Here is a 23820-nt window from a genome sequence, read left to right as displayed (position 1 = left end):
CTGCTCCCGCGACGTCCTTCCGCGAGGTTATCATGGAACTGCTCTCCTATCTGGTGGATTTCGTCCTGCACATCGACGATCATCTTTTTGAGCTGGTGGCCAATTACGGCCTCTGGATCTACGCCATCCTCTTCGTCATCGTCTTCTGTGAGACCGGTCTGGTGGTGACGCCCTTCCTGCCGGGGGATTCCCTGCTGTTCGCGTCCGGCGTGGTGGCCGGCACCGGCCACATGGGCTATCTGGAAGTGCTGGGCGTGCTGCTGGCGGCGGGCATCAGCGGCGACGCGGTGAACTATGCCATCGGGCGGCATGTGGGCCCGGCCATCTTTTCCCGTGATTCGCGCCTCATCAAGAAAGAGCATCTGCTCAAGGCCCATGCCTTTTATGAGCGGCACGGCGGCAAGGCCATCGTGCTTGCGCGCTTCGTGCCCATCGTACGCACCTTCGCGCCCTTTGTGGCCGGCATCGCCCTCATGTGCCCGCGCCAGTTTTTTTCCTACAATGTGTTGGGCTGCTGCCTCTGGGTGGGGAGCCTCGTCTCGGCGGGCTACTTCCTGGGCAACCTGCCCTGGGTGCGGGAGAACTTCGGCATCATCGTTTACGCCATCATCGTCATTTCCGTGCTGCCGGTCGCCATCGAACTGCTGCGGGCCCGCTTCGGCAAGCATCCGGCCGCGCCGCAGGCGCTGACCAATCCCTACGATAAGGCGACGGACGAGAAGTAGGCGGCACGCGGGGAGAGCCTCGCGCCGCACCCCGAACGGCGTTTACCGGCCGTCCTCGCCATCGAGCACGCGCAGGCGTCCGTCTTCCATGAGCGCGGTGCGGTTGAGGCAGGAAGGGCCGTCCGTGGGCAGGTGGGAGACGAAGACCAGATGCAGGCCCTCGGCCGCCAGCTTGTCCAGCAGGGCAAGGTACTGGCGGCGGCTGCCCTCGTCCAGACCGGAGCAGGGCTCGTCCAGCAGCAGGATGTCGGGGCCGCCCAGCAGGGAACGGGCAAGGAAGAGACGGCGGAGCTGGCCGGTGGAAAGGTTGCGGATGGATTTGTCCGCCAGGGTGATGCAGTCCAGCCGGGCCATGACGGCGCGGGCCTGCGCGATCTCGTCCTCGCTGTATTCGCGATAATTACCCACGGTGTTGTCCCAGCCGGAGCAGACCAGTTCCAGCGCGGTCAGGCTGTAACCGTACTGGGCCTGCGCAAGGTCGCTGACCAGGCGCACGCCCTTGCGGATCTCCTGCAGGACGCTCGTCCTGCCGCCCTGACCGGGAAGATGGCGCTGCAGGCTGCCGCCGTCGGCCACGAATTCGTCCCCGGCCAGCATGCGCAGGAAGGTGGATTTGCCCGATCCGTTGGCCCCCACGATGCGCCAGTGCTCGTCCGGCCGCAATTGCCAGTTGATGGCGTGCAGCACTTCCTTACGGTCGATGAAGACCGTGGCGTCACGCACTTCCAGCAGGGGGACGGCGTTGTCCGTCCGAGGGGCGGCGGCACGCGGACGGGAGGCCTCCGGCTGCGGCGGGGCGCTTTCGGCCGGCGGGCGCGGCGTCTCTCCTTCCGGCAGGAGCCGTCCGGCTTCGACCCAGCGTAGACGGCGGCACCAGTCGGGCAACTGCTCGGGGCGGTGGGTGCTCATGATGACGGTGCTGTGCTCCCGGGCCCTGTCCAGTTCGGCAAAGAACAGGCCGCGGTGACGGTCGTCGAGGCCGTCGGCGCACTCGTCCAGCAGCAGGAGAGCCGGCCGCCGCACCAGGGCGCGGGCCAGCAGCAGCAGGCGCAGCTGCCCCTGCGACATCTCCGGCACGTAGACATCCAGCAGGGGGAGGGCGTCCAGACGGCGGGCCATCGCCTCGGCGTCCTGCCGGCGCTCCTCCGCCGTGGTGCTGTAGAGCAGGGGCGTATCGTCAAAACCGGTGAGGAGCAGCTCCCTGCCGCTGATGTACCAGCCCTGCCGCTGATAATTCTCCTGCAGGGCCGGGGAGACCAGCGCGCTGATGGCCCGCCCGGCCAGGGGGGCATCTTCGGGGCCGTCCGGCCCGTTCCAGATGACGCGTCCTTCCGTGGGCCAGCACTGACCGTGCAGCAGGCGGAGCAGCGTGGACTTGCCCGCGCCGTTGTCGCCCATGAGGGCGTGATGCGCGCCCCTGTCGATATGCCAGGTGATATGCCGCAGGGCCCAGGTATCCGGTTCGCCGGTCAGGGGCAGGCTGACGTTCTCCACGCGCACAAGTTCGTTCATCGGTCATCCTCGGCAAAAAGAGGCAAGGGACGTCCGGCAGGCGGCCGGACGGGGCAAGCGGGCGGAAGTCTAGCCGAAGGCGTCCCAAAAGACCAGAGGCGGCCAGAGGCCCCGGCAACGAAAAGGCCGCCCCCCGCAGGGGACGGCCTTCAGGACATGCAAAGCGGTCCTACTGGGCCTTTTCGAGGATGACTTCCGCGTCGGGATGCGCCTGCCGCATGGCTTCATGCATGGCGGCGGCGTCAGCGAAGGCCCGGAAGGGGCCCACGGTCTCCGCCTTGTCCAGACTGCGGAACCGCACATAATAGGCTTCATCCGTGGAGAGCGGCGTGCCGTCGGCATCGCTCACCACCTCCAGCCGCACATTGCCGACGCCGCGGCGGCGCATGTCGATCTTGTCGGCCGCCGCATAGGAAAGGTCGATGATGCGTCCGCGCGTGAAGGGGCCGCGGTCGGTTACGCACACCATGACGCTCTTGCCCGACTGTTCGTCGGTGACGCGTACAACGGTGCCGATGGGCAGGGTACGATGTGCCGCCGTAAAGGTATACATATCGTAACCGACCCCGCTGGCCGTCTTTTTGTTATGAAATTCGGAGCTGTAGTAGGAAGCCTTGCCGAGGAGAAAATCAGATTTGCGGGCGCGCTCCAGCCAGACGTCACGGTTGGCATCGGCGTGTTGGGCTTTTTTCTCGGCGGTGGGGGATTTTTTCCGTTTTTCCTTGCGGGATTCGGCCTTGGTCTTGGCGGGGGCCGTCTCCTTCGCATGAATGGCCAGCGGTGCGGCGAGCCCGATACAGGCCACGGCAGCCGCACAGATGGCAAGCCTGCGCATCAATTTCATGGGGTCTCCTTTGCTGAAGTACAGGTGCGCCTTCCTAACGCGGATGGCGCAGGCCGCATGAACGCGGCCCACTCGGTCTGCGGTCGGGGACCGGCAGACAGGGTTTGCCTTTACGGGTAATACTCCTCCTAAGTGGGGGGAGTATGCCTCATGCCTGTGGACATGTCAAGTTGAGCTCTCCTGTTATTTCAATTGGTTATCAGTATCGCTCTCCGCATTGCGGGCAAAACGGGCGCGGCCCTGCGCGTCATAAGGGCCTCCGCCCGGGGACTTCCGCCCGGCGGGGAGGACGGCGCGTCTGGTCTTTGTCGCGGGCATGGGATAGCATGGCTTCCCGCAGCACGGGCGGCGTCCGCGGGCGGGCGGCGAGCCGCGCCGGGAACGGCGCCCCCCCGTTGCGCAACGCCATTCGTTTCGAGGATATCGCCATGACACAAGAGATGTTCGCCGCCCGGCGGGAGCGCCTGCGGCAGCTGCTGCGGCAGCGGGGGCTGGATGCCCTGCTCGTGAGCCGGGCCCCCAACCGCTATTACCTTTCCGGTTTCGAGCTGCACGATCCCCAGTGCAACGAAAGCGCCGGGCGTCTGGTCATCTGCGCCGACGGCCGGGACTGGCTGGCCACGGACGCGCGCTACAAGGATGCCGCCGCCCGTCTGTGGGACGGGGAGCGCATCCTCATCTACGGACATGATACGGCCGGGGAGCTGGCCGGCCTGCTGCGCCGCTGCGGCGGACGCGTCGGGCTGGAGGCGCGCTCGGTGAGCCTTGACTTCGCCCGCGCCCTGGGACGGCGGGCAGGCGGCGCGTTCACGCTGGAAGGGGCGGACGGGCTGGTGGAAGAGCTGCGCCTCATCAAGGACGGCGCGGAGATCGCGGCCCTTGAACGCTCCTTTGCCCTGAACCACATGCTGTTGCGCTGGCTGGAAGAGGAATTGCGGCCCGGGCGCAGCGAACGGGAACTGGCCTGGCTCGTGGAACGGTTTTTCCGGGAGAACGGCGCGTCGGAACAGGCCTTCGCCGGCATCGTGGCCGTGGGGCCCAATGCCGCCCTGCCGCACGCCATCCCGGGGGACGACCGCGTGACGGAGAATTGTCCCGTGCTGGTGGATGTGGGCTGCCGGGTGGATGACTACTGCTCCGACCAGACGCGCACCTTCTGGGTGGGCGACAAGCCGCATACGGCATTCTCGCGGACGCTGGAGCTCGTGCAGGCGGCGCAGCAGGCCGCGCTGGACATGATGCGGCCCGGCGTGCGCATGTGCGACGTCTACGCCACGGCCCGCAAGGTCTTCGAGAAGGCGGGGACGGCGGAAGCCTTCACCCACGGGCTCGGACACGGGGTGGGGCTGGAGACCCACGAGGCCCCCTCCCTCTCTCCGCAACGGGAGGATGTGCTCCGCCCCGGTATGGTGGTGACCGTGGAGCCGGGCCTCTACTATCCTGAATGGGGCGGCGTGCGCTGGGAATACACCGTGCTCGTGGAAGAGGACGGCGTGCGTCTGCTGTAGAGCCGGTGGGGCCTGTTGACACTATGCGCTGTCCTGGCGTCGCTCGCTCCGGCCGCAGGCCGCCGGGACGCTTCCGCCGGGCGAAAGCGCTTGACAGGAGAAGGGAATCGGGGTAATGACTCCCGTTCCTTGCTCGCGCCGGAAGGGCGCGGGCTGATCAGTCCAAAAGGAGATAACCATGCGGAAATTCGAAACCCTGCTCCTCCTTTCGCCGGAGCTTTCCGCCGAGACCCGCGAGGGCATCCTTACCGCCCTTACCGGTGTGGTGGAACGTGAGAAAGGCGACATGGAAGAAGTGGATCACTGGGGCATGCGCGATCTGGCCTATCCGGTGCGCAAGCAGATGCGCGGCTACTATGTGCGCCTCGTGTACAATGCCCCGGCCCAGCTCGTTGCCGAACTTGAGCGCAACATTCGCATCACCGACGGCATCTTCAAGTTCGTGACCGTCAAGCTGGCTGACGAAGTGGAGGTCGCGTAATGGCTTTCAAGAAAAAATTCGCCCCGCGTCGCAAGTTCTGCCGTTTCTGCGCGGACAAGGACCTGCCCCTGAACTACAAGCGCCCCGACGTGCTGCGTGACTTCATCACCGAGCGCGGCAAGATCATCGCCCGCCGCATCACCGGCACCTGCGCGCATCATCAGCGTCTGCTGACCACCGAAATCAAGCGCGCCCGCCAGATGGCCCTGCTCATCTACACGGCCACCCATGATTCCGGCGTCAAGAAAAAGAGCATGATCTAAGGAGGCGCACATGAAACTGATTCTTCGCGCCGATGTGGAAAATCTCGGCAATCTTGGCGACGTGGTGACCGTGCGCCCCGGCTACGGCCGCAATTTCCTGCTGCCGCAGGGCCTTGCCATGGTGGCCTCCGAAGCCAACCTCAAGGTTTTTGAACTGGAACGCAAGAAGCTGCAGGAGCGCATGGACGCCCTGCGCGCCGATGCCCAGGCCGTTTGCGCGCGCCTCGAGGCGCTGGACGTCGTCATCCCCATGCATGTGGGCGAGAACGACAAACTGTACGGTTCCGTGACCTCCACCATCATCGGCGATGCCCTGGCCGCCCTTGGCGTGGAAGTGGACCGCCGCCGCATCCTGCTGGATGCCCCCATCCGCAGCCTTGGCGAGCATCCCGTGCGCGTGCGCCTGCACGCCAGCATCATCGCCACGGTGCCGGTGAAGGTCATTTCCGACAAGCCGGAAGAGCCCGCGGAAGCGGAAGCCGCCCCGGCTGAAGAAAGCGCGGAAGCCGCTGCCGAATAAGGCATATGGCCACACTTTCCGACAATAACGCCGCCTCCGGTCCCCGAGCCGGGGGCGGCGGTTCCTTTTCCGGGCGGGCAGGGAACAGTCGCAACGCCGAGGCGGACCTGCTGCGCCGCGTGCCGCCGCACAGCGCCGAGGCCGAACAGGCCGTGCTCAGCGGCGTGCTCATGCGGCCCGACGCGCTGCATGTCATCGTGGACATGCTTTCGGCCGAAGATTTCTACCTGCCCGCGCATACGGCGATCTTTGCCGCCATCCTTGACCTCTACCGCAAGAGCGCGCCCATCGATCTGGTGACGCTGGCCGAACAGCTCCGTTCCCGCGGTTCGCTGGAAGAGGCGGGCGGGGCCGTCTACCTGGGCGAGCTGGCGCAGGCCGTGGTGTCCGGCGCCAATGCCGAATACTATGCCGGCATCGTGCGGGACAAGGCTCTGCAGCGCAGCCTCATTACGGCCTGTTCCGGCATCATCGGCAACTGCTACGACGCCTCGCGCGATGTGGGCAGCCTGCTGGACGAATCGGAGCAGGCGGTCTTCGCCATCTCGCAGCGTACCACGGGGCGGGACTTCTCGGACTCCGCCGAACTGGTGGCCCGGGTGTTCGACAACCTCTCGCGCATGGCCGGTACGCAGGATCTCATCACCGGCGTCACCACCGGCTATACGCGTCTGGACAAGCTGACGGCGGGGCTGCAAAAGTCCGACCTCATCATCGTGGCGGCCCGGCCCAGTATGGGCAAGACCGCCTTTGCCATGTGCATGGCCCTGCATGCCGCCATCCGGCAGAACATCCCGGTGGCCGTCTTTTCGCTGGAAATGAGCAAGGAGCAGCTCGTGCAGCGTATGCTCGCCGTGCAGGGCAAGGTGGACGTGTCCAAGATGCGGCGGCCGGCCCTGCTGACCGACGCCGAGTGGGCCCATCTGTCCCAGGCGGCGGACACCATCTCCGCCGCGCCCATCTATATCGACGACACGCCCGCGCTCTCCACGCTGGAGCTGCGTTCCCGCGCCCGCCGGCTCAAGAGCGAGAAGGGCCTCGGCCTCGTGGTGGTGGACTATCTGCAGCTCATGCGAGCCGGACGGCGGGTGGACTCGCGCGAACTGGAGATCTCGGAGATATCGCGCTCGCTCAAGGGGCTGGCCAAGGAGATGGACGTGCCGGTGGTGGCGCTCTCCCAGCTCAACCGCAAGGTGGAAGAGCGCAGCGACAAGCGCCCCATGCTCTCGGACCTGCGCGAGTCGGGGGCCATCGAGCAGGATGCCGACGTCATCATGTTCGTCTACCGGGATGACGTCTACCGCTACACCAAACCGGCCGACCGCCCCCCCAAGGGCGTGGCGGAGATCATCATCGGCAAGCAGCGCAACGGCCCGGTGGGCGTTGCCGAGCTCATGTACGTCTCTCCCTATACGGCCTTTGAGGATCTGGCCCCGGACTGGGTGCCCGCGCCGTCCGAGAGTGCCGGCTAAATATTGCTCCCACACGTCTTCCCCGTTCCTCATGCGTGCGTTGGAAGTTGTCGCACGCAACGCGGCAACCGCACGAGGAAAAGCGCGGACAGGCAAAGAGCATTTCCCGTTTGGAACGCGTTGCGTTGCCAACCATACGGCCTGGCGTTTTGTGGAAAAAACGCGGTCGTTCCGGCTGGTTTCGGCGGTGCTGCGCCGTGCCGCCGCCTCGCGTCCGCCTTTTTCAAAGGCAAAACGCTCCAACATGCCAGCTTACGCCCAACGGTCGAAAGGAAATGGTTCGGCGACAGGCAAGCATGCCCGTCGCTGATGCCCCTGCTGCCGGATCGCCTGCAGGAATTGCCTGCCCGGCCTGCGCCGTTATCCCGTTTGTGCGCACAATCACTTTGTGGGGTCATCCCGTTGGAAAATCAACGTTTCACAAAGTAACAAAATGGCACTCATTTTGCATATCCAGCCAGAAAGGCCGCAGGGATGTTTTTGCAAGCCGCTTTACGCGCTGCAGTTTTTGTCTTGTGCGTTGACAAGGCGCAGAAAGCATGCTTTTGTCATATCAACAGTCGCGTGCTGACAAGAGGTTTGATGGGAGAGAGCGCGCGGCAAGACTGCATTTTTGAGAGGGTTTTTTTTCATGTCCAAGTCCATCTATGTGGGGAACCTTCCCTGGTCGTCTACCGAAGAGCAGGTTCGCGACCTCTTCGCCGAATACGGCAACGTGCATTCCGTGAAGCTTGTCAATGACCGCGAAACCGGCCGCGCCCGCGGCTTCGGCTTCGTCGAAATGGATGACGCTGCCGCCGAGGCCGCCATTGAAGCTCTGGACAACCAGAACTTTGGTGGGCGTACGCTTCGCGTCAACGAAGCCAAACCCCGCGCCCCCCGTCCGCCCCGCTACTAAGGCGTAAGGACTGCCCCGAAGCCCCGTCTTCGGGGTTTTTCAGCCACCCTAAACAGAGTGATATACTATGAAATTCGGCACGCGTACCCTCTTTGCCTGCGCCGCCGGCGCGGCACTCTCCCTTTCTCTGTTCTGCGCGGCCCCCTCCGCCGCGGAAAAGTCCTTCACCCTGACCAGTCCGCAACTCAAGGACGGCGGCGTCATGGGGACGGAACAGGTCTTCAACGCCTTCGGTTGCACGGGAAAGAACATTTCGCCGGAACTGGTCTGGAGCGATCCGCCCAAGGGCACCAAGAGCTTTGCCGTGACGGTCTATGATCCGGACGCGCCCACGGGCAGCGGCTGGTGGCACTGGGTCGTTTCCAACATCCCGGCCGGCGTGCGCAGCCTCAAGCTCAACGCCAGCGCCGGCAAGAGCCTGCCCGCCGGCGCGGTGGAATCCGTCACCGACTTCGGCACGCCCGGCTACGGCGGGGCCTGCCCGCCGCCCGGCGACAAGCCCCACCGCTATGTGGTGACGGTCTACGCGCTGGATACGGCCGACATCGGCGTGACCCCGCAGACCCTGCCCGCCATGGCCGGATTCTCCCGCTACGGCAAGGTGCTCGGCAGCGCCAGCCTGACCGTGACCTACGGTCGTTGAGTGCGGCGGCAGGGGAGCGGCTCGCGGCGGCGACGCCTTGCCGTCAGAGCGCTTTTCTGCCATGATGCAACGACATCATTGTCCGCAAGGGATTCAAACAGCAGGAGGCGATATGCTCGATCCCAAACAATGTGTGCTTTACAGCGGCGGCGCTGCCGGAACCGAGCAGTTTTTCGGGGCACTGGCCGAAAGCTGGGGCATCGAAGAAGTCAACTACAGCTTTGAAGGCCATCAGATGGAACGCAAGCGCGGCGTGCGCGTGCTGACCAGCGAAGAGCTGGCCCTCAAGGACGTGAGCCTGACCTATGTTTCCAAGCTGATGAACCGTGAGTATACCCGCGCCCCCCTGTTCCGCAAGGTGCTGCAGTCCATCTGCTGGCAGGTGAGCAGCGGTAACCAGGTCATTGTGGTGGGCGCCATCCAGCCGGACGACACCGTCAAGGGCGGCACCGGCTGGGGGGCGGAGTTCGCCAAGATCTGCAACAAGCCGCTGCTGGTCTTCGACCAGCCCCGGGATGCCTGGTTCGCGTGGGAAAAGGACGTCTGGACCGAAGTGAAGGATCCGGTCATCGACCACGCGCACTTTGCGGCCACCGGCACCCGCTTCCTTGAAGCCAACGGGCGGCAGGCCATCCAGGAACTCTTTACCCGCTCCTTCAGCCGCTAGACCGGCGGGAGAAGACGAAACCGTAAAGGCCGCGCCGGAGCATGACGACCGGCGCGGCGTTTCGCGTCTGGAGAGGCAAGGCCTCCCGGATGTCCTTTTGCCAGGGAGGCAGCATGAGTCGCACCTTCAGCGAAACCGAACGCGCCATCCTGCGCATCGCGCAGGCCGATCTGCCCGACAGCCTCACGCCCTACGCCGATATGGCCGCCCAGACCGGCAGCAGCGAGGAGGAGGTGCTTGCCCTTTTGCGGGAACTGCGGGAATGCGGAGCCATCCGCCGCTTCGGCGCGAGCATCAAGCATCAGAAGACCGGCTGGAACCACAACGCCATGGTGGCCTGGCAGGTGGATGCCGACAAGGTGGACGCCTGCGGCAAGGCGGCGGCGCGGAATCCGCACATCTCCCATTCCTACTACCGCCCCAGCCCGGCGGAGGACTGGCCCTATACCTTCTATACCATGATCCACGGCCGCAGCGAGCAGGAATGCCTTGACGTGGTGCGGGATCTTGCCGCCGCGGCTCCCCTCGGCCCGTATGCCGTGCTGCGGAGCCTGCGGGAACTGAAAAAAATCTCCATGACCTATTTTTAAGGAGCCGCAATGGACAACAGCACCTCCAGCCAGCTTTTCGACAGGGCCAGCGCCGTCATCCCCGGCGGGGTCAACAGCCCGGTCCGGGCCTGCCATAACGTGGACAGCCTGCCGCTCTTCATCGCCGAGGCCCACGGCTGCCATATCCGCGACGTGGACGGCAACGACTATGTGGACTTCGTGCTCTCGTGGGGGCCCATGATCCTCGGGCATGACCATCCCGCCGTGACCGCCGCCGTGCGCGAAGCCGCCGGACGCGGCACGAGCTACGGCGCGCCCTGCCCGGACGAGGTCGTCCTGGCCGAGGAAGTGGTGGCCGACATGCCCACCCTGGACATGGTGCGTATGGTCAATTCCGGCACCGAGGCCACCATGAGCGCCCTGCGGCTGGCGCGCGGCGTGACCGGGCGGGACAAGGTGGTCAAGTTCATCGGCTGCTACCACGGGCATGCCGATCCCTTCCTGGCCGCGGCCGGCTCCGGCGTGGCGACCTTCGCCATCCCCGGCACGCCCGGCGTGCCCGCCGCCGTGGTGGGCGATACCCTGCTTGCGCCCTATAACGACCTGGAGGCCGTGCGCGAGCTCTTCGCCGCCCACGGCAAGGACATCGCGGCGGTCATCGTGGAACCGGTGGCGGCCAACATGGGGCTCGTGCTGCCCCTGCCGGGCTTCCTGGAAGGCCTGCGCGAGCTGACCAGCGCTCACGGCAGCCTGCTCATCTTCGACGAGGTCATCACCGGCTTCCGCGTGGCCTTCGGCGGGGCGCAGGCCCGTTTCGGCATCGAGGCGGATCTCACCACCTTCGGCAAGATCATCGGCGGCGGCCTGCCGGTGGGGGCCTTCGGCGGACGCCGGGCCTACATGGAACATGTGGCGCCGCGCGGCGAAGTCTATCAGGCCGGTACGCTTTCCGGCAATCCGCTGGCCATGGCGGCGGGCATGGCCACCCTGCGCGAACTGCGCCGGCAGGACTATGCCGCGCTGGAAGCCCGCACCGCGGCCTTTGCCGGGGAGCTGGCCGCCATTCTGGCCGCCAAGGGCGTGCCCATCCAGATGCCCACCATCGCCTCCATGTTCTGTCCCTATTTCACGGAGACGCCGGTACGCAATTTCGCCGATGCGCAGAAGTGCGATCAGAAGCTCTTTACCGCCTTCTACAAGCAGATGCGGGAGCAGGGCATCAATCTGGCGCCTTCCGGCTTCGAGACCGGCATGGTCTCCTTTGCCCATACGGACGACGACTTCAACAAGGCGCTGGAGGCGGCACGCGCTGTGCGCTTCTGAGTACGGCGTAAGGGGGGCGAAAGCCCCCCTTTGTTCTGCCGCTGCCCGCTCCACGGTGCGGCTTTCGCCGGGTCTCCGATCCCGTGTCTGCTGATGCTGCGTTATTGTGCGAAAAAAATGTAAATTTAATTTTGCTTCCTGCCCGCCGCCGCTAATCATTCTCGCACAACGTACGATAAACATTTAGAAGCCTGCTTCAGCCGCCATCATACGGCGACGAGTTTTTTCCAAAAACGACCCGTCCGGCGGACATGACCGCGGAGGCGGGAGGCAGGTTTTGTACTCAGAGACAGGACGGAAGACATGAATTTTTTCCAGAAAATACGGCATAATGCCCGGCTGGTAGATCTTTGGAGTTCCGCGGCGGGAGTCGGCCTGTGGGACGTGGAACTGTATAACGCCGATCCGCTGTCGCCCAGAAGCCACTGGACCTGGTCGGCGGAATTCCATCGCCTTCTGGGCTTCACCAGCAAGGCTGAGTTCCCCGATGTGGTCGGTTCCTAGAGCGACCGCCTGCACCCCGACGACAAGGGGCGTACCTTCGCCGTTTTTGGCGATGCGCTGTCCGGCAAGACCGACCGTTACGACGTCGTCTACCGCCTGCGCATGCGCGACGAATCCTACCGCTGGTTCCGGGCCACGGGCGGCGTGCAGCGTGACGGCAGCGGCAAGGCCGTGCGCGCCTGCGGCTCGCTCGTCGATATCCACGAGAACCATCAGCGGGAGGAGATCCTCCAGCTCTGGAGCACCGCCGCCGGCGTGGGCCTCTGGGACGTGGTGCTGGCCGAGGATGGCGATCCCATGTCCCCGCGCAGCCACTGGACCTGGTCGGCGGAGTTCCGCCGCCTCCTGGGCTTTTCCAAGGTGGAGGAATTCCCCGATCTCGTCACGTCCTGGACCGATCGTCTGCATCCTGAAGACAAGGACAAGACTTTTGCCGTCTTTGGCGAAGCCCTGGCCGGCAAGACCGATCGCTACGATGTCGCCTACCGCCTGCGCATGCGGGATGAATCCTACCGCTGGTTCCGGGCCACGGGCGGCGTGACGCGGGACAAGACCGGCAAGGCCGTACGCGCCTGCGGTTCGCTCGTCGATATCCAGAACGTGGAAGAGCAGAAGGCCCGCATCTTCGCCACGGCCGCGCATCTGGAATCCATGGCCAGGACCTTGTCCTCGGCGGCGCAGCATCTGTCGGAATACATCGCCCAGTCCGAGCAGGGCGCGGCCCAGCAGGCGGAACGGGCGACGGAGACCGCCACGGCCATGGAAGAGATGAACTCCACGGTGCTGGAAGTGGCCAAGAATGCCGGACAGGCGTCGGATGCCTCCGCCTCGACGCGCAACAAGGCCGAAGACGGCGAAAAGGTGGTGCAGAAGGCCATCGACGGCATCGAGATCGTCCGGCAGCAGGCGCTCACGCTCAAGACGGACATGAGTCTGCTGGGCAAAAGCGCCCAGGCCATCACCCAGATCATGGGCGTCATCTCCGACATCGCGGATCAGACCAACCTGCTGGCGCTCAATGCGGCCATCGAGGCGGCCCGTGCGGGCGAGGCCGGACGCGGCTTTGCCGTGGTGGCCGACGAGGTGCGCAAGCTGGCCGAAAAGACCATGGCTTCCACCGCGGAGGTGGACAAGGCCATCGTGGATATCCAGAAAAGCACGGAAAAGAGCATCGCGCAGGTGGACATCGCCGCCAAGGCCATCGAGGACGCCACTCTGCTGGTCAACCAGTCGGGCGAGGCCCTGCAGGAGATCGTGCACATGGCGGACATCACGGCCGACCAGGTGCGCACCATCGCCACCGCCGCCGAGGAACAATCCTCCACCAGCGAGGAGATCAACCGTTCCATCGCGGAAGTGAACGGCATCGCGGGCAGTACGGCCCAGGCCATGCAGGAAGCGGCCCGCGCGGTGACGGAGCTGGCGAGCCAGTCCTCCGCGCTGGAAAAGCTGGTGGGCGAGATCAAGAGCTGACGCGCGCCTGTGTGCCGCGCCCGGGCCTGTCCCGGGAGATCTCACGAAACGAAAAAAGCGTCCGCTTGCGCGGACGCTTTTTTCGTTCTGACGTCAGGCCGCACGGCGCTGTGCCGCCGCCCCGTATCATGCCTTTTCAAAGGCAACAGGCCCTAGGCCTCGCCCGTCTGGGACGGCGCGACCGAGGAAACGATGTTCATCATTTCGCCGTCGAGCACGCCGGCTATCTCCACATCGCCCTTGTTGTAGATGGTACCCTTGACGGTCCCGGCCACGAACATGCGGGAGGTGGCGTCCACATGCACATTTCCTACCACCATGCCGCGCACGATGAAGGTGGAATCGTTTTTCAGGTAGACGTCCCCGTGGATCATGCCCGAGAGATCGAAATAGTCATTGTCCACCACGACGGTACCTTCATGCAGGCCGTTGGAATTGACAAAAATGGTTTGCGGAGAAATCATGCCCCCTCCTTTGCGTCCCGAAAATGACGGCAGACTATAGCGCCCGGCGGCAAGGCGCGTCAAGGCACGGGGCGGAAAGCCCGGCGGCAGGGCTTGTGCCGTCCGCCGCAAGCCGCTACAAGCAGAAAAAAGAGAGAGGATGCCATGCCGTCAGCCGACAGTGCCGTCCGTGTGGACGTGGCCGTCAACATTTTCGCCAAGCCCTATCAGACCGCCTTGTCCCTGCTGTCCCTGCTGCGGGCCAGCGGGCCGCATGTGGGCTCCATCTATTTGCAGTTCGAGCCCTACGGCTCGGAGCATGACGTGGTCAGCCCCTACCTCATTGCCGCCTGGCTGACCGAGCAGCTGGGGGCGGAACGCTGCCGCGTCTTCCAGCCGGAGTACTGGCTCGATCTCAACGCCGCCGACATGCAGCGCCTGCATGATCCCGCCTACCGCTACGGCATCCGCTATCAGTATGCCTTTGAGCACAGCAAGGCGCGTTTGCTCTTCCTCATGCACAATGACGTCTTTGTGCAAAAGGATATCCTGGGGGCCATGCTGGCGGCGCGCGGGGAGGCCTTTGCCATTGGCCATCTGGGCCAGTGCTGGAACTGCCCGGCCTCCCGCGCCGATCTCATGCAGGAGCTTTTTGGTCTGCCGCCCTGCGGGCCGGGCAGGCAGGAGGATTTCCGCCCGAGCTACGAACAGTTGTGCGCGCTCTACGCGCTGGCCGGGGAGCGGGGCATCTTCGTGCGCCCCTATCCCGAAGGCTTCACAGGCATTTTTGACCGGCAGCCCTGGCCGCTGCCGGAATGCCGCATCAACGAATGGGCCTGCCTGCTCGATCTGGAGCGCACCCGGCCCCTGACCTTGCCGTTCGGTGCGGCCCTGCCGCCCGGCGCTTACCGCCAGTGCGGGCCCATCTGTCTGGATATCGGCGTGGAGTGGTTCCGCGCCATGTACGCCCACGGCTTCCATGCCCGCCACTTCCCGGTGGCGGACTATCTGAAGCACTGGGTGGGCACGGGCAAGGTGACGCGGCGGCGCTATCTGCTGGCCGAAAACAACGCGCTCGACCTGCTCAAGCGGCACTTCCCCACCTATGTGGACTGGCTGCGCCGCAAGAGCGGCAAGGCTCTCTGAGGGGAGGGTAGCCCGTGGGGCCGTGCCGGAGCGCGCGTCCTTCCTGTTGTGCGCAGAGGCCGCCGGCCTTTTTTGTGTGAGGCACGGCCTGCGGGCGTCTTTCGATCGCCGTCGGCGCGGGAGGCCCGGTCTTTTCGCGGCAGAGCGGGAAAAGGCATCCTCGCCATCCTTCCTCAGTGCTTGTAGAGCCTTTTGCCTTTGAAAAAGGTGGAACGCGAGGCGGCGGCACAGCGCCGCCCGGCCCACGATGCGCCGTCGTCAGATGGAGAGTGTCGCCGCGACGGCCTCGATGATGGCGTCGGCGGCGTTCCCGCTGCCGTAAACGTCCGCGGGCGGGCGGACGGTCAGATCCAGCCCGGCCACGGCCTTTTGCAGCTCCTGCGCATCCGGGGCGCAAAGCGTGTTCCAGCCGGTATCCACCAGTTCACGCCAGCCGGAATCCGGCATGATCACGATGGCCCTCTTGCCTGCGTAATAGCTTTCTTTCTGCAAGCCGCCTGAATCCGTGATCACGAAGGACGCATTCTCCACAAGCGCCATGAGCTCGAGATAGCCCAGCGGGTCAAGGCAGCGGACATGGGGCGCCACATGTTCGAGCGCGAATTCCTGCATGCGCTTCCTGGTGCGCGGGTGGACGGGGAACAAGACCTCAAGGCCGGACTGGGCGATGGCCTCCAACCCCGCAAGCACCGCTTCCAGCCGCTCCTTGCAGTCCACATTGTAATTGCGGTGCATCGTCACCACGACATATCCGGAGCGTCGCACAGCCAGATTTTTCAGCATGTCATCCGCGGGGAACAGGGGCCGCATCTGCAGAAAGATGTCGTACATGATGTCGCCAGTGACGAAGACGCCCCTGCTGATGCCCTCACGCGTGATATTTTGCCGTGCGACCTCCGAACAGCAGCAGAGGACGGACGATACGCGGTCCACGATGCGGCGGTTGATCTCTTCCGGCATATTCTCGGGCAGCATGCGGATGCCGGCTTCCACATGGATCACGGGGATGTCCATCTTGCAGGCGACCAGAGCTCCCGCAAGCGTGGTATTGGTATCGCCGTAGACCAGCAGGGCATCGGGCTTTTCCTGCACGAGCACGGATTCCAGCGCCAGCATGGTCTGTGCCGTCATGGCCGCATGCGATCCGGAGCCGACGCCCAGATGGTAGGCCGGCTGGGGGATGCCGAGCTCCTGGAAGAAGATGTCCGACATACGGAGATCGTAATGCTGGCCCGAGTGCACGAGCACATGCTCCCAGGCCTTGCGCTCACGCACGCGCCGCCCCAGGAGGGCTTCCTTGATGAACTGCGGGCGAGCGCCGATAAAGGAAATGATCTTCTTCACTGAGGATGCCTCCATGCGTGAGGGCGTGTTGGTGTGGACCTTGCCACAAGTTCTGGTGCTATGACTCTTGCCCGACATGCTCCGTGGCGTCGCGGGAAGACCGTTCCCCACATCTCCCCTCCGGCGATGCGGAGCGTCAGCAGGGCCTGAGCGTCTTCTCCGGCCGGGGGGAGGGCAGAGAACTTTTTCCGTTTGCAACGCTGTGCGACGCCAACCATACGACCTGTCGTTTCGCGGGAAAAACGCTGCTTCCCCGCCGGGCTTGGGCCGGGACGCCCGCGCTGTCCTGTCGCGGCCATGTGCGGATGAGGCGCGCCCGCCGCAAGGACGGCGGAGCCGTCCAGGCAGAGGTCAGCGTCCGCAGGCTCCCGCGGGCAGGAACTCCTCCAGGCCGGCGCGCAGCTCCAGGGCCCGGCGCGCATCGTCCGCCACCCGTGCCCGCTGGCCGAGACGAGCATGGAGGTGGGCCATGCGCAGCCACGGCTGCCAGTCCAGTTCGTTATGTTGCGCGGCGAGCCGGTAGTGCAGCAGGGCTTCGGGCAGGCGGCCCGCGCCTTCATGCAGCAGGCCGCGGTACAGGGCGAACCAACCCGCCTCTTCGGGCCAGCGGCTCTCAAGAGCGGCCAGATCGGACGCCTCGGGCGAGCGCAGAGCCGCCGTGCCGGCAAGGATCTCATGCGCCTTGATGACGGAACTGGCCGGGAAGACGCTCGTGCGCCGGATGACCATCTGGGAAAGGGCTTCCATCTCTTCGGCCTCGGCCAGCGGCTGCGGCGCGGGCACGGCGCGCACGATGCCCGCGCGGGGCAGGCTGCGGCGGAGAGCGCCTTCTTCCAGACAGCCCAGCCAGAACAGCCAGTCCGTGAGGCCCAGGGGCTGGCAGTCCCGCATGCCGCCCACCGCCTGCCAGAGGAAACGGCGGACGAGCAGGCAGGCCTCCGCCTCTTCCCGGCCCAGTTTCAGCGTCTGGAAGCCGCGGGGCTTCCACGGCTGGCCGTCCGGGCCGCTGGTGCGCGCGCTGATGCAGCTTATTTCCGGCTGATGGCGCACGGCCTGCTGCGGCGCTTCCAGCATATCTTCGCGCAGCACGTCCCCGGCCAGCAGGGGCAGCAGCCACTGGGGCGCGTATCCGTCAGCGCCCGGAGCCTCGGCCGCCGCATTCCAGCTGGCGCAAGGACCGGCCTCTCCCGCCTGCGGCAGGGTCAGCAGGGCGGGGGCGTCCGCATAGGCGGGGCTGATCTCTTCCCATGTGCGCCGGACCTGATCGAGCCAGTCCGCCGGACCGGCGGCGGCCACATCCCGGCAAAGGGTGACGCCGCCGCGATACTGTTGGCGCAGCAGGCTGTGCAGACCGGCGGTCAGGGCCTCGGCGGAAGGGGCGTCGGACGCGGACAGGGTCAGCAGGGGGCGCACCGTGGCGGGCGCGGGGCCTTCCACCTCAAGCGTGGGGCGCTGCGGCGGCAGGGAACCGTTGCGGGCGGTGAGCACTTCGCCCATGAAGGCATGCAGACGCCGCATCTTGCTCTGCCAGGAGCAATGATCCTCGGCGTACTGCCGCATCTGCCGGTGGACGTCCGGCTGTTCTTCCGACAGCCGGGCCAGACGGAGCACCTTGTCCATATCCACGGGGCTTTCGTCGGCGGGCATGGCGGCGACAAAGGGCGGCAACGGCATGAAGTCCACATCGTTGCCGCTGAAAAAGAAAGGCAGCCCCTGCAGGCAGTACTCACGGTGCTTGAGGGCCGCGTACTGGATCATGTGGATGCGGTGATGTCCCAGCGAGCCCACGCCCACATGGCAGGAGGCGGCAAGCTGCCGGAGCGCCTCCTGATCGAGCTGCCCGTGGAAGCGCACGGCATCCCCGAGCTGCAGCTGCCGGGCGATGATCCGGTATTTTTCCAGCTCCGGCCCTTCGCCCGCGAGGTGCAGCACGAAACGTGCCTCGCCCTGATAGCGGGCCATGCCCGCCAGCAGCCGTTCCAGCGCGTGCCACTGGGAAAAATGCGCGGCGCTCAGCATATGGACGGCATCCTGCGGGGCATGGAAATCCAGCGCGGGGACGGACTCCGGTTCGATGCCGTTGCCCATGATGAAGGTGGGGGCGGGATGATCGATGCGCGAGAGCTCGTAACGGTTGATCTCGTCCGTCACGCCGCAGAAACCGGCCGCATACGAGAGTGAGGCGCTGCCCCACAGACGCTCGTTGACCAGCTCCTGATGGAGCAGCTCCGTTTCCTCGATGGTGTTGTGTTCGAAGATGACCGGCGGCGCGGCGCGCATGAAGCGCAGCAACTGGCGTGTGGCGCAGGGATAGCGGAAAAAGATGATGTCCGGGCGCAGGCTCTCGGCCAGCGCCTGGGCGGCGTTCATGTAGGTGGCGCGGTCAAAGGGACGGCACAGGCAGCGGAAGCTGTATCCCCGCATCTCCTGCGGCGTGCCCGGGCCGAGCACGAAGCCGTGGGTATCCGGCTCCAGCTCGCGCAGGCGGCGGACTTCCGCGTCGAACTTCTTGAGCAGCTGGGGCAGGGTGTTCAGCAGGACAGCCAGACAGAGGATGCGCATGTGACCTCCCGGTTCGGGCAGCAGGGTTCTTGAAGGTGGGTTCAGCGGCGGCGCAGATAGCGGTGCGCCGTACGCAGCATGACGTCGGGATCGACGATAAGCCGCTTGTTCAGGCTTTCGACGCTGGGCAGCAGGCTGTCGTCGTCCTGGATGCCGGGGAAGAGGGCATGCACCTCGTCGACGGCCCGGATGACGTCCTGCCGCAGATCGGACGGCACGACGGCAAGGGCTTCACGCCGCTTGATGAGCAGCCACGAGGCATAGAAAAGCTGGATGGCGGCCATGTCGGCCTGGCAGCTGCGCGTGGCCTCGAGGTTGACCGCCTGCTCCACGGAGCGCAGGAATTCCCGGAACAGACGGTGGCTCAGGGGCGCGGTGATGTGCCCGACGACCGTGGCGCAGGCCAGACAGCCCATGGCGTGGGCCAGCCAGCCGGCGAACTTGCCCGAAGGGGGGAAGTCCTTCGCCGTATCCAGCCCGTTGCCGATGCGAAAATGCATGGCCGCGTCATGGATATATTGCCGCACCACATTGGCGGTCATGCTCTCGCCATGCCGCCGGTAAATGACCAGTCCGTCGGGATTGATGCCGAAGCGGTGCCCGGCAAAGAGGCAGCGCAGCCAGAAGTCCTGATCCTCGCAAGCCTTCAGGCTCGTGTCGAAAAGCCCCACGGACCGGGCCGCCTCGGTGCGGATCATGTAGGTGTGCACCGGCGAGACGTTGGCATTGCACATGTGGACGTCGATATGGTCGGCAAACAGCGGCCAGACGGAATTGGGCTGGGAATGGTCCTCGAAGAGCTGCAGGCAGAGGCTGATGCTGACCGACCAGTCAGGATGACGGGCAAGGGCGGCCAGGTGGGTGGCGATGACCTGGGGCGCCAGCAGATCGTCGGCATCCAGGAACAGCAGGAAGTCGCCTCGCGCCGCCTGCATGCCCGTGTTCCGGGCGGCGGACAAGCCCTGATTTTCCTGATGGATGTAGCGGATGCCCGGCAGGCTCGCCGCCACTTCGGCGGTATCGTCGGTGGAGCCGTCATCCACCACGATGACTTCCACGGAAAAGTCCGTCCCCCGCTGCTGCTGGGCGCTCTGGACGGCAATGGGCAGGAAGCGGGCGTAGTTGTAGGCGGGAATGACGACGGAGACACAAGGTTGCTGCGAGATCACGGCTCTCCCCCGGAGAATGGGCTGCGTCCGGCCGGATCTGCCGGACAAAAACGCGTTTCACGGCTATGGGTAGCAGACTTGCCCCGGCACGGAAAGTAAAATTTTCCAGCGGGGTCGGGGCCGTTGGACGTCACAGCAGCCCGTCCGCCCTGTCGGCCAGAGTGGCCATGACGGCGGCCGTCATGCGCCGTACGGCGCGTCCGCTGCCCTCGGGCAGGCCGGGATGGGGACAGGGCTCGGCCAGGGCGGCCGTCAGTTCGGCCAGGGTTGCCGGATCGTGCAGAGGCGCGGGCTTGTGCCAGCCGCATTCCAGCGGCAGGGCAAGCTGGCCCGGCCGGGCGGAGGCGGGGACGAGGGCGCGCTTGCCCGCATAGAAGGCCTCGCGCAGCAAACTGTCCGAATCGGTCAGCAGGCAGCGGCAGGCGCACAGGAGGGAGAGCGTCTCCAGCGGCGGCAGGGCGGGCAACCGCTGGACGCCCGGCACGGGCGCGGGCAGGGACGGCATGTCCGAGAGCAGCAGGATGCGCATATCCGTCAGACGGCCCCACTCGGCAAGCTGGCGCAGGGCGGCCTGCCGTTCCTCCGGGGCGGCCGCGAGCCACAGGCCGTCCAGCGAAGCCAGCGCGAAGGCGGCCCCCGTCAGCTGATGGCGGGCCAGGGCGGCATCGGGATCAAGGCCGGAGCAAGCCTCCTGGAACAGATCGTAAAGGGCATCGCCCACCACGCAGACGCCCTCGGCGATGCCTTCCTCTTCAAGGGTGCGGGCCTGACGCGCGTCAAGGCAGCAGCGCAGGAGGGCCTCCCTGTCCAAAAATTCGTGACTGGCCCGCAGGGCGGCTTCGGCGGGGCGTTGTCCCGCCTCCAGATGCAGGAGGGGCACCTGTTCCGCCACGGCGGCCCGGCCTGCGGCCAACGCCGCCTCGCCGCCGCCGAAGACCAGCAGGGCATCGGGCCGCTCCGTCCGCAGCAGGCTGCGGAGCGCGTCTTCCGCCGGCTCAGTCCGGAGGGTGCGCGGCGTGGCCTGGACGGGAAGGCTGGAGAGCACGGACGGCGGCAGGGCATGGATGAGCAGGCTGTGCCATGCGCCATGCGCTTCAGCCAGACGGGCGATGGCGGCGGCCATGCGGTAGTGGGGACGCGAGGCGGCAAAAAAGGCGACGTGCATGGTGATCTTCTCCCGGGAAAACAGGAGGAAGTATGCGCATTGTCCCGCTGTCTGGCAAGAGTGGAAGCCGGGCATCCCCGTTTTCGGAAAGAAGCGGACAAGATGCTCATGTGGCCTCCGCGCATTGACACGATACTGCCGGAAGCGTAGGGTAAGTCCGAACCAGTTTTCTGGTGGGGCGCTCCTGTGCGGGCGTCCGCTGGTGATGCAATCTGAACGAGGAGATGTTCGTATGAAGTTCGCCCTGATCCCGGCTGCCCTGCTGTCGCTGGCCCTGGCCGCGCCCGCTTTTGCCGCCCCTGCCGTTCCCGCCGACGGGCTGGAGATGGTGGGATCCAACCCCAAGAAGGTCGTGAAGTTCAACCACAGCACCCACAAGGCCATTGAATGCACGGTCTGCCACCATCCGGTGGACGGCAAGGAAAACTTCGCCAAGTGCGCCACGGCCGGCTGCCATGATGATCTGGCGGGCAAAAAGGGCACCAAGAGCCTTTACTACGTCGTGCACAACAAAAAGGATACGAAGTTCCAGACCTGTCTGCAGTGCCATGACAAGATCGTGGCCGAAAAGCCCGACCTCAAGAAGGACCTCACCGGCTGCGCCAAGTCCAAGTGTCATCCGTAGTCCTGACGTCATTTCTTTGCTCTCAGGCCGCGACGCTGTCGCGGCTTTTTTTTTCCTGCCGGGGGGCTGTCGGGCCCCATGTGTGCTTGTTTGCCTTTTTCCCCCTAAACTGCTATTCTTTTTTGTCGTTTTACAATAGAGAACAATTCCTTCACCCATAAGGTCCCAACCCGCGAGGCTGCCATGACGGCTGATACCGAAGAAATCATTGACCTGACCGATCTCATCGAGGAGGGGGAAACCTCCGCCCAGGCTTCCCGTCCCTCCGCGGAAAAGGACAGTCTGGACGAACAGTTGCAGAGTCTCAACGACGTTCCTCATGCGTCAGGCGATGCCATCGACAGCCTGCTGCAGCAAATGGGGCAGGGCGCGCCGGAAACCGTGGAGGAGTTGCGCTCCCCCAGTCTCTCCGGGCCGGACGCCCCTTCGCAGGGCCCTGATGAAAATCCCAACGAGAAGATCGTCATGCCCGGCATAGACGATGTGGACGCTCTGCTGAACCATCTGGATATCCCCAGCCAGCCGCATACGACGACGGCCGCCCCGGTGGAAGAGGGGGCCGCGCTGGACAGCGCGGTGGAGGATCTCCTGTCGTCCGCGGGCGTCAAAGTGCCGCCGGCCGCCGCTCCGGCCGCCCAGCCCGAACCCGCGCCGCCGGCCTCTGCCGGCGAGGGCATAGAGGATCTGCTGCGCGATGTGGGCGGCGCCGCGCCTGCCGCACCGGCTGCACCGTCCCCGGCGGCTTCCGCCGGCGATGAGATGGAAGCTCTTCTGCGCGATGTGAGCGGCGGCGTCCCTGCGTCTTCCGGGCGTCCTTCCCCGGATGACGACATCGAAGCCGCTCTGGATGCGGATCTGACGTCGCTCATGGCGGATATGGGCGATCCTGTGCTGCCGTCCGCTTCGCCTGCCGCCGATGCTGTCGAGATGCCGTCTGAGCGGAAATCGGCCGAGGAAGCCCTGGACGATCTCCTGGCGTCGGATACGGACCTCCCGCTTGCGCCACAGGCTGCGCCCAAAGCGCCCGCAGCTCAGCCGGTTCCTGCCAAGGCTGCCGCACCGTCCGCGCAGGCCAAGGCCGCACCCAAGGCTGCGGCGCCGAGACCGGCGGCGAAGCCCGCGCCCAAGCCGGCGGCACAACCGGCTCCGAAACCTGCGCCCAAGCCGGCGGCACAGCCGACGGCGAAACCCGCTCCCAGGCCCGCAGCCAAGCCCGCTCCCAGCCCGGCCGCGCAGCCTGCGCCGCATGCGGCGACGCCCGCAGCCCCCAAAGGCAAGAGCTCGGCCCCGGCCGCCCCGGCCAGAAAGCCCGCCCCGGCTCCGCAGAAGGCCCCCGCCGCGGACACTACCGATCTTGATGCCCTGCTGACCGCCGCGCCCGCCCCGGCCAAGGCTCCCGTGCCGCCGTCCGTGGACGAGATGGCAGCCATGCTGGATGCCGTTCCTGCCGGGCCTGCCGCAGCGGCGGATACGCTGCCGGATGTCGGCGATATGTTCAGCGAAGAACTTGCCGCGCTGGAAAAGAAGAGCGCGCCTGCCGCTACCTCGGCAATGGACGACATGCTGGCGGATCTGGACGCCGCGCTGGGCGAAACGCCCGCCGCGCCCGCTGCGAAGGCCGAACCTGCTGCCGCGTCCGCTGCCGACGACATGCTGGCGGATCTGGACGCCGCGCTGGGCGAAACGCCCGCCGCGCCCGCTGCGGAGGCCGAACCGGCCGCCGCGTCCGCTGCCGACGACATGCTGGCGGATCTGGACGCCGCGCTGGGCGAAACGCCCGCCGCGCCCGCTGCGAAGGCCGAACCTGCCGCCGAACCGGCTGCCGCGTCCGCTGCTGACGACATGCTGGCGGATCTGGACGCTGCGCTGGGCGAGACGCCCGCCGCGCCCGCTGCGAAGGCCGAACCTGCCGCCGAACCGGCTGCCGCGTCCGCTGCCGACGACATGCTGGCGGATCTGGACGCCGCGCTGGGCGAAACGCC

At 65.9% G+C, this 23820-nt stretch carries 22 protein-coding genes; 15 read left to right on the top strand and 7 right to left on the bottom strand.

Annotated elements, in window-relative coordinates:
* The first annotated feature begins 32 nt into the window (after positions 1-32).
* Positions 33-725, top strand: a complete 693-nt coding sequence (locus Q0K12_RS04255) for a DedA family protein (protein ID WP_297260527.1) — start codon at positions 33-35, stop codon at positions 723-725.
* Between the two features lie 42 nt (positions 726-767).
* On the opposite strand, the gene Q0K12_RS04250 is transcribed toward Q0K12_RS04255, so the two are convergent.
* Positions 768-2237, bottom strand: coding sequence for an ATP-binding cassette domain-containing protein (locus Q0K12_RS04250; protein WP_297260526.1), 1470 nt, complete (start codon positions 2235-2237; stop codon positions 768-770).
* A gap of 169 nt (positions 2238-2406) precedes the next feature.
* Positions 2407-3081 (bottom strand): septal ring lytic transglycosylase RlpA family protein, encoded by a 675-nt coding sequence (locus Q0K12_RS04245; protein WP_297260525.1) that lies wholly within the window; start codon positions 3079-3081, stop codon positions 2407-2409.
* 428 nt (positions 3082-3509) lie between these two features.
* On the opposite strand from Q0K12_RS04245, the gene Q0K12_RS04240 reads away from it, so the two are divergent.
* The 11 genes from Q0K12_RS04240 (at position 3510) to Q0K12_RS12430 (ending at position 13384) form a co-directional block, all read left to right on the top strand.
* A complete protein-coding gene (locus tag Q0K12_RS04240; protein ID WP_297260564.1) occupies positions 3510-4589 on the top strand; it encodes an aminopeptidase P family protein in 1080 nt (359 codons plus the stop codon).
* A gap of 178 nt (positions 4590-4767) precedes the next feature.
* Positions 4768-5070 (top strand): 30S ribosomal protein S6, encoded by a 303-nt coding sequence (rpsF, locus tag Q0K12_RS04235; protein WP_297260524.1) that lies wholly within the window; start codon positions 4768-4770, stop codon positions 5068-5070.
* Complete coding sequence (rpsR, locus tag Q0K12_RS04230; RefSeq protein WP_297227080.1) at positions 5070-5333, top strand: 30S ribosomal protein S18; 264 nt, start codon at positions 5070-5072, stop codon at positions 5331-5333. The genes rpsF and rpsR overlap by 1 nt, the downstream gene beginning before the upstream one ends.
* A 10-nt stretch (positions 5334-5343) precedes the next feature.
* The gene (gene rplI, locus Q0K12_RS04225; protein WP_297260523.1) at positions 5344-5853 is read left to right on the top strand and encodes a 50S ribosomal protein L9; all 510 of its coding nucleotides are present in this window, start codon (positions 5344-5346) and stop codon (positions 5851-5853) included.
* A gap of 5 nt (positions 5854-5858) precedes the next feature.
* On the top strand, positions 5859-7325 hold the full coding sequence (gene dnaB, locus Q0K12_RS04220; RefSeq protein WP_297260522.1) for a replicative DNA helicase: 1467 nt from the start codon (positions 5859-5861) through the stop codon (positions 7323-7325).
* 631 nt (positions 7326-7956) lie between these two features.
* A complete protein-coding gene (locus Q0K12_RS04215; protein WP_297227085.1) occupies positions 7957-8223 on the top strand; it encodes an RNA-binding protein in 267 nt (88 codons plus the stop codon).
* A gap of 67 nt (positions 8224-8290) precedes the next feature.
* Positions 8291-8866: a YbhB/YbcL family Raf kinase inhibitor-like protein gene (locus Q0K12_RS04210; RefSeq protein WP_297260521.1), complete on the top strand. Its 576-nt coding sequence runs from the start codon at positions 8291-8293 to the stop codon at positions 8864-8866.
* Positions 8867-8978: 112 nt separating this feature from the next.
* Entirely contained in the window at positions 8979-9533 is a 555-nt protein-coding gene (locus tag Q0K12_RS04205) for a hypothetical protein (RefSeq protein WP_297260520.1), read from the top strand.
* A 113-nt stretch (positions 9534-9646) separates the two neighbouring features.
* Positions 9647-10123 (top strand): siroheme decarboxylase subunit beta, encoded by a 477-nt coding sequence (locus Q0K12_RS04200; protein WP_297260519.1) that lies wholly within the window; start codon positions 9647-9649, stop codon positions 10121-10123.
* A 9-nt stretch (positions 10124-10132) separates the two neighbouring features.
* On the top strand, positions 10133-11407 hold the full coding sequence (gene hemL, locus Q0K12_RS04195) for a glutamate-1-semialdehyde 2,1-aminomutase (protein WP_297260518.1): 1275 nt from the start codon (positions 10133-10135) through the stop codon (positions 11405-11407).
* 513 nt (positions 11408-11920) lie between these two features.
* Positions 11921-13384: a methyl-accepting chemotaxis protein gene (locus Q0K12_RS12430; protein ID WP_363315616.1), complete on the top strand. Its 1464-nt coding sequence runs from the start codon at positions 11921-11923 to the stop codon at positions 13382-13384.
* Positions 13385-13536: 152 nt separating this feature from the next.
* Here Q0K12_RS12430 and Q0K12_RS04180 read toward each other — a convergent pair whose 3' ends face one another.
* Complete coding sequence (locus Q0K12_RS04180; RefSeq protein WP_297260517.1) at positions 13537-13848, bottom strand: hypothetical protein; 312 nt, start codon at positions 13846-13848, stop codon at positions 13537-13539.
* 144 nt (positions 13849-13992) lie between these two features.
* Between Q0K12_RS04180 and Q0K12_RS04175 the strand changes: the two genes are divergently transcribed.
* On the top strand, positions 13993-14973 hold the full coding sequence (locus Q0K12_RS04175) for a hypothetical protein (protein WP_297260516.1): 981 nt from the start codon (positions 13993-13995) through the stop codon (positions 14971-14973).
* A 258-nt stretch (positions 14974-15231) separates the two neighbouring features.
* Here the strand turns inward: Q0K12_RS04175 and wecB are convergent, their stop codons facing one another.
* From wecB to Q0K12_RS04155, 4 genes are all read right to left on the bottom strand, one after another.
* Entirely contained in the window at positions 15232-16317 is a 1086-nt protein-coding gene (wecB, locus tag Q0K12_RS04170) for a UDP-N-acetylglucosamine 2-epimerase (non-hydrolyzing) (protein ID WP_297260515.1), read from the bottom strand.
* A 351-nt stretch (positions 16318-16668) separates the two neighbouring features.
* Positions 16669-18879 (bottom strand): hypothetical protein, encoded by a 2211-nt coding sequence (locus Q0K12_RS04165; RefSeq protein ID WP_297260514.1) that lies wholly within the window; start codon positions 18877-18879, stop codon positions 16669-16671.
* Between the two features lie 41 nt (positions 18880-18920).
* Positions 18921-20048, bottom strand: coding sequence for a glycosyltransferase family A protein (locus Q0K12_RS04160; RefSeq protein ID WP_297260513.1), 1128 nt, complete (start codon positions 20046-20048; stop codon positions 18921-18923).
* Between the two features lie 130 nt (positions 20049-20178).
* Positions 20179-21213: a UDP-N-acetylglucosamine 2-epimerase gene (locus Q0K12_RS04155; protein ID WP_297260512.1), complete on the bottom strand. Its 1035-nt coding sequence runs from the start codon at positions 21211-21213 to the stop codon at positions 20179-20181.
* Between the two features lie 232 nt (positions 21214-21445).
* On the opposite strand from Q0K12_RS04155, the gene Q0K12_RS04150 reads away from it, so the two are divergent.
* Entirely contained in the window at positions 21446-21838 is a 393-nt protein-coding gene (locus tag Q0K12_RS04150; protein WP_297260511.1) for a cytochrome c3 family protein, read from the top strand.
* A 183-nt stretch (positions 21839-22021) separates the two neighbouring features.
* The coding region (locus tag Q0K12_RS04145; RefSeq protein ID WP_297260510.1) for a hypothetical protein at positions 22022-23820 on the top strand (1799 nt) is incomplete at its 3' end.

Origin of the sequence: uncultured Desulfovibrio sp. (assembly GCF_944324525.1) — a bacterium.
GTDB lineage: Bacteria > Desulfobacterota > Desulfovibrionia > Desulfovibrionales > Desulfovibrionaceae > Desulfovibrio.
This window is presented reverse-complemented; position numbering and strand designations above follow the sequence as displayed.

Excerpts from the sequence above, each read along its gene's own strand:
- Q0K12_RS04215 (WP_297227085.1), top strand. The coding sequence starts at position 7,957 with ATGTCCAAGTCCATCTATGTGGGGAACCTTCCCTGGTCGTCTACCGAA.
- Q0K12_RS04200 (WP_297260519.1), top strand. The coding sequence starts at position 9,647 with ATGAGTCGCACCTTCAGCGAAACCGAACGCGCCATCCTGCGCATCGCG.
- Q0K12_RS04245 (WP_297260525.1), bottom strand. The coding sequence starts at position 3,081 with ATGAAATTGATGCGCAGGCTTGCCATCTGTGCGGCTGCCGTGGCCTGT.
- dnaB (WP_297260522.1), top strand. The coding sequence starts at position 5,859 with ATGGCCACACTTTCCGACAATAACGCCGCCTCCGGTCCCCGAGCCGGG.
- Q0K12_RS04250 (WP_297260526.1), bottom strand. The coding sequence starts at position 2,237 with ATGAACGAACTTGTGCGCGTGGAGAACGTCAGCCTGCCCCTGACCGGC.
- Q0K12_RS04255 (WP_297260527.1), top strand. The coding sequence starts at position 33 with ATGGAACTGCTCTCCTATCTGGTGGATTTCGTCCTGCACATCGACGAT.
- Q0K12_RS04210 (WP_297260521.1), top strand. The coding sequence starts at position 8,291 with ATGAAATTCGGCACGCGTACCCTCTTTGCCTGCGCCGCCGGCGCGGCA.
- rpsR (WP_297227080.1), top strand. The coding sequence starts at position 5,070 with ATGGCTTTCAAGAAAAAATTCGCCCCGCGTCGCAAGTTCTGCCGTTTC.
- Q0K12_RS04180 (WP_297260517.1), bottom strand. The coding sequence starts at position 13,848 with ATGATTTCTCCGCAAACCATTTTTGTCAATTCCAACGGCCTGCATGAA.
- hemL (WP_297260518.1), top strand. The coding sequence starts at position 10,133 with ATGGACAACAGCACCTCCAGCCAGCTTTTCGACAGGGCCAGCGCCGTC.
- Q0K12_RS04150 (WP_297260511.1), top strand. The coding sequence starts at position 21,446 with ATGAAGTTCGCCCTGATCCCGGCTGCCCTGCTGTCGCTGGCCCTGGCC.
- Q0K12_RS04155 (WP_297260512.1), bottom strand. The coding sequence starts at position 21,213 with ATGCACGTCGCCTTTTTTGCCGCCTCGCGTCCCCACTACCGCATGGCC.
- rplI (WP_297260523.1), top strand. The coding sequence starts at position 5,344 with ATGAAACTGATTCTTCGCGCCGATGTGGAAAATCTCGGCAATCTTGGC.
- Q0K12_RS04165 (WP_297260514.1), bottom strand. The coding sequence starts at position 18,879 with ATGCGCATCCTCTGTCTGGCTGTCCTGCTGAACACCCTGCCCCAGCTG.
- Q0K12_RS04205 (WP_297260520.1), top strand. The coding sequence starts at position 8,979 with ATGCTCGATCCCAAACAATGTGTGCTTTACAGCGGCGGCGCTGCCGGA.
- rpsF (WP_297260524.1), top strand. The coding sequence starts at position 4,768 with ATGCGGAAATTCGAAACCCTGCTCCTCCTTTCGCCGGAGCTTTCCGCC.
- Q0K12_RS04240 (WP_297260564.1), top strand. The coding sequence starts at position 3,510 with ATGACACAAGAGATGTTCGCCGCCCGGCGGGAGCGCCTGCGGCAGCTG.
- Q0K12_RS04175 (WP_297260516.1), top strand. The coding sequence starts at position 13,993 with ATGCCGTCAGCCGACAGTGCCGTCCGTGTGGACGTGGCCGTCAACATT.